This window comes from Bradyrhizobium sp. (assembly GCF_049581145.1).
GTDB lineage: Bacteria > Pseudomonadota > Alphaproteobacteria > Rhizobiales > Xanthobacteraceae > Bradyrhizobium.
The window spans coordinates 1-5,226 of sequence record NZ_JBAURI010000804.1 but is presented as its reverse complement, the minus strand read 5'-3'; the positions used below and the strand labels follow the sequence as shown (position 1 = coordinate 5,226).

Annotated in this window: 4 protein-coding genes; 3 read left to right on the top strand and 1 reads right to left on the bottom strand. The window is 66.3% G+C overall.

The window, feature by feature from the left end:
* Window positions 1-75 precede the first annotated feature (75 nt).
* Window positions 76-1,050, bottom strand: coding sequence for a 2-dehydropantoate 2-reductase (locus WCB02_RS26395; protein WP_423962701.1), 975 nt, complete (start codon window positions 1,048-1,050; stop codon window positions 76-78).
* A gap of 173 nt (window positions 1,051-1,223) precedes the next feature.
* On the opposite strand from WCB02_RS26395, the gene WCB02_RS26390 reads away from it, so the two are divergent.
* The 3 genes from WCB02_RS26390 to WCB02_RS26380 all read left to right on the top strand — a co-directional run.
* On the top strand, window positions 1,224-2,012 hold the full coding sequence (locus tag WCB02_RS26390) for an enoyl-CoA hydratase-related protein (protein WP_423962700.1): 789 nt from the start codon (window positions 1,224-1,226) through the stop codon (window positions 2,010-2,012).
* A 272-nt stretch (window positions 2,013-2,284) separates the two neighbouring features.
* Window positions 2,285-3,271: a TRAP transporter substrate-binding protein gene (locus tag WCB02_RS26385; protein WP_423962702.1), complete on the top strand. Its 987-nt coding sequence runs from the start codon at window positions 2,285-2,287 to the stop codon at window positions 3,269-3,271.
* Window positions 3,272-3,288: 17 nt separating this feature from the next.
* Window positions 3,289-5,226, top strand: a 1,938-nt coding sequence (locus tag WCB02_RS26380; RefSeq protein WP_423962699.1) for a methyl-accepting chemotaxis protein, incomplete at its 3' end; no start/stop codon positions are given.

Here is a 5,226-nt window from a genome sequence, read left to right as displayed (position 1 = left end):
CCTCCCGTGACCACACAGACCTTGTCCCTGATTTGCATGTAGATGCGTCCTGCTCTGGGGGTGCTGCCGTGCCGTTCAGGCCGAACAAAGACCCTTGTCGCGCGCCTTCTGGATGGCGAGTCCCGCCATCAGGTCGAGCATCGGCGTCGATAGTGCCGCGGCGCGCGCGAAGGCTGCCGGCGCCCGCACCAGCACGTCGATCTCCATGGCGCGGCCCAGTTCATAGTCCTGCAGGATCGACGGCTTGTGCTCGGGCGCGGGGCCGGTGCGGGTGACACGCTTGACCTCGGGACAATAATGCTGCGCCACCGCGTTCGCCTCGTCGAGCAGGCGGGGGATGACATCGCGCAGCGCCGGCTCGTCGCGCACCGCGCGCGCGGTCTGTCCGGTCAACAGGCACAGCACCGACATCGACATGTTGGTCAGAAGTTTCGACCAGATCGTCTCCCTGATCCGTGGCGCAACCGGCGATTCGATCGCGGCGGCTTCCAGCGCGGCCCGCAGCCGGGCGATCCGCTCGCCGGCGCGGTCGTCGCATTCGCCGATCAAAAGCCGGTTGCGCTCGGGCGAGAGGTTCCTTGCCACTCCCGGTGCTGTCACCTCGTTCGCCGAAAAGATCACCCCGCCGACGATCCGCTCTCTTGCGATCGCCGCGCGCAGCTGGGCGCCGGGATCAAGGAAGGAGAGATCGGGCGGCGGCGGATGATCGGCCGAAAGCCCGATATCGTACCACCAGGGAATGCCGTTCTGCGCCAGCACGACGGGAGTATCGGCGCCGAGCAGCGGTTTCAGGCCGGTCGCAAGACTGCTGATGCCGGTCGCCTTGAGCGTGCTGATCACCAGATCCTGAACGCCGAGCGCCGCCGGATCGTCGGATGCCTTCACCTTGGCCGTGAATTCGGCGTCGCCGACCTTGAGCGTGAGGCCTCTTGCCTTGACGGCGTCGAGATGCGCCCCGCGCATCACGCAGGCGACATCATGTCCGGCCAGCGCAAGCCGGACCGCAAAATGGCTGCCGACGGCGCCCGCGCCGAAAATGCAGATCCGCATGGGAGGGGTCCTGTTGTGAGGGTAACGGTCGACGCGCCAGTTTCCACAAGCTTGTACCGCAGCGCAACGGGTGATGCGGTCAGTGCCATGCACTGACCGCAACGGGATGGATCAAGGGCCGATGTCTCGGCATATTGGTCGGCAGATCCATCTTCAACCGAAACGGAGCGTCAATGTCCGCCAACCCTGTCCTGTGGACTCTCGATGAACGCGGCGTCGCTGTGGTCACGCTGAACCGCCCGGAGGTCAACAACGCCTATGATGGCGGCCTAATCGATGGAATGCGCGCGGCGATGGATGAACTCGGCAGCGAGCCCCGCCTTCGCGTCGTGGTCCTGAAAGGCAATGGCAGACACTTTCAGGCCGGCGCCGACCTGAAATGGATCAACGCGGTGAGGCCGCAATCGCCGGAGCAGAACGAAGCGGTCTCGCGCGCCACGTTCGAAGCCGTACAGCGGCTCAACCGGCTGCCGGTCCCGACCGTGGCGCTGGTTCATGGCGGCTGCTTCGGCGGGGGCACCGGCGTGATTTCCGCCTGCGACGTGGTGATTGCCGCCGACAATGCGGTGTTCTCGATCACGGAAGTTCGATGGGGGCTGACCGCTGCGATCATCATTCCGCAGCTCTGCGACGCCATTGGCGTCCGGCAGGTGCGTCGCTACGCGCTGACCGGCGAACGTTTCGATGCGCATGAAGCCCGTCGGATCGGCCTGGTGCACGAGGTGGTGCCGCTCGCTGGACTGGATTCGGCAGGCGCCAAGGTCGTCGAGCAATTGCTGGCCAACGGACCGGAGGCGCTGGCCGAGACCAAGCGGCTTGCGATGGAAAGCTCGTTTGGCGGCATGAGCGTCGACGACGAGGCCTATGCACGGCTGGTCCGGATGCACGCGGCCAAGCGCCAGACAGCGGAGGCATCCGAAGGCCTTGCCTCGTTCGCGGAGAAGCGCGCGGCGAAGTGGTGACCCGGCATGCCTTCGCGGCCCCGAAGCGTGCCGGGACGGGACCCGCACGGCAGGCGCCGCGAGTTTTTTGCGAGACCGCTCCTGGGCGCGCCGGCAAACGCGGGCAACGTGCCGGCCGCGGCGTTCGACCGGTCGCATCAATCAGCATTCCGTTACCGGTCGAGGCAGTGCCGGCGCCGGTTTCGCGCGAGACAGCCGTGATAACCCGCCCTTTTAAGATATTAACCACCATTACTTGCTACGTCTGCCGCATGGCCAAACAACGGTGCGACATGCGCAAATTGAGACGAGGGCTTTGGATCGCGGGATCAATCATCACTGCGTCGACGCTGTCGCTGCCGCACCCGGCTCTTGCTTCACCGCGACTGATCTCGCTTGCCTTCAACTCGCAGCTGCAGGCGCCGCAGCAATCCGGATCGGACGAGTTTCGCGAGAAGCTGCTGGCGCTGGACGGCAAGCGCTTTGCGGTCGATGAGCGCGGCAGCGGTGCGCTCGGCAGCGAGAACGCGATCCTTGCCGCGACCCGGTCCGGCGCAGTCGACCTGGCGGTGATCTCCGGCGGAGTGGTCAGCTCGGTCGTCCCTCAACTGGGCGTGTTCGACATTCCCTTCCTGTTTCGCGACGCCGCTCACGCCAAGGCGGTCGCCCAAGGTCCGGTCGGCGCGATGATCGCCGCCAAATTCGCCGACAAGGGGCTGACGCTGCTGGCGCTCGGCAAGCAGGGTTTTCGCAACATCACCAATTCCAAGCGCCCGATCCGCACGCCCGAGGACCTCAAAGGGCTCAAGATCCGCGTGATCCCGAACGACATCTACCTGATGACGTTCAAGGCGCTGGGCGCCGAAGTCGTGCCGATGGAGTTTCCGCTGGTCTATGCCGCACTGAAGGATGGACGGCTCGACGGCCAGGAAAATCCGGTGGCGACCATCGTCAACAGCCGTTTCTACGAAGTCCAGAAATACGTCTCGCTCACCGAGCATTTCTTCGCGCCGATCGCTTTCGTCGCCAACCGCGCGATGTTCGAACAGCTCGATCCGAGCGATCAGGCGGCCTTGATTGCGGCCGCCAAGGCGGCGGCCGAGACAACCTGGCAGTCGCAGCTGGATGTCCCGAAGCTCCAGGAGCTCCGCAGTGGCGGCATGGAGGTCATCGAGAAGATTGATCGTCAGCCCTTTGTTGACGCGGTCAAGCCGCTCGAGGGCGAGTTCGAGAAGCGTTTCGGCAAGGATCTGCTCGTGGCGATCAGGTCCACTCCCTAGGAATTTTCGAGAATCCCATGAAACTGTCCCTGTTGTTGTCCCGGATCGGTGTTCGCCCGCGGGTGTTCGGCGGCTTCGCGCTGGTCCTGAGCTTCCTCGTGCTGCTCGCGGGTTTCGCCATGGTCCAGGTCGAGCGGATCGGCGGCACCGTCAACGAGCTCGTCACCAGTGCCGCCGGCGACGCCGGCATGTCGCAGGTGCGCGCCGCGTTGCTTGGCGCCAACGGCGCGGTGGAGAAATTCACCCGGACCTGGAACGTCGCCGACAAGGCCGCCGCGACCAAGGCGATCGAAGACGTCGGCAGGCTGGCCGATCAGGTCGACGGGCAGTTCGGCAGGCTGCAGGCGATCGCGGATGGCGCCGGCCCGGTTCGGGACTCGCTGGAAACCTATCGTTCGTCGTTTGCCGCGGCCGCCAATGCTGTCGACAGGCTGCGCGCCGCCACGACCAAGACTGACGCGCTTGGCGCCGCCGCAGGTCTGGATGTCGGCGGCATTCAGGTTGCCCTGGCCAACCGGTCCGATGCGGAACGGCTGCTCAACCCGATGCGGCTCGCCGCCGTGGTCGATGCGGCGCGGATCACGCTGATGCGCTATGGCACCACGCTGGCGACGAGCGATGCCGACGACGCCAAGCTCGCATTGATGTACGCCGAGAAGGCGATCGTCGATTCCGAGGCCGAAATGGCCGGAGCCGAAACGGCCGGATCCGGCGACGCCAAACTGAAGTCGCTGGTCGGCGCGCTGAAGACCGCGATATCGGCTGATGCCGGCGCGCTGGACGAGGTGATCAAGGTCGCCGGCGATCTGCACGCAAGGCAGGGGGACCTGGTCAAGGCCAGCGCCACGATCGACGGTGAGGTCAACAAGATCAACCAGAAGCTCGGCGCCGTCCGTGCCGAACAGGCGGAAAGAACCGCGGCGGCGGTCCAGGACACGAGGCAAACGGTCATCGTGACCGCCGCTTGTGCTCTCCTTCTGGGAGCGGTGCTGGCGTGGCTGATCGGGGCCAGCGTCTCCGGTCCGATCCGTGCCATGACCGACCGGATGCAATCGCTGGCGGCGGGCGAACTGGACGAAGCGATTCCGGGCGGCGAGCAGAGCGACGAGATCGGCCGCATGGCGCGCGCCGTCGAGGTGTTCCGCGAAAATGCGCTGGCGGTTCGGCGCATGGAACGCGAGGCCGCCGCACAGCGCGAATCCACCGAGGCGGATCGCGCACGGGTGATGGCGGAACTGGCCGGCCGCTTCGAGCAGGGCATGCAGGGCGTCATCACCGGCGTCGGCGGCCGGGCCGAGCAGATGGGGCGCAGCGCCTCCGAACTGGCGCGGGTGGCGGAACGAGGTCGCGGGCTGGCGGAAGCGGTGGCCACCCGGGCCGAGCAGGCCTCGGTGAATGTGCAGACGGTCGCCTCCGCGACCCAGGAGATCGCGGCCTCGATCCGCGAAATCTCGAGCCAGGTTCAGCGTTCGGTCACGGTGTCGAACCGGGCGACCGGCGAGACGCAGCGGACCTCCGAATTGATCCTTGGGCTGTCCAACGCCGCGGAAAAGATCGGCAACATCGTCGCCCTGATCCAGGCGATCGCCAGCCAGACCAATCTGTTGGCTCTGAACGCGACCATCGAAGCGGCGCGGGCCGGCGATGCCGGCAGGGGTTTCGCAATCGTCGCCAGCGAAGTGAAGAGTCTCGCGACCCAGACCGCGCAGGCGACGGAACAGATCGCGAGCCAGATCGCGACGATCCAGAGCGCGACCGGCGAGTCGGTGACCGCGATGACGCAGTTCGGCGCCACCGTCAAGGAAATGGCCGATATCGCCACCGCGATTGCCGCGGCTGTCGAGGAGCAGGGCGCTGCGACCGGCGAGATCGCACGCAATGTCGAGCAGGCGGCGAGCGGCACGGCCGCGGTGACGCGCGAGATCGGCGATGTGCGCGCGGTGGCGGGCGAGACC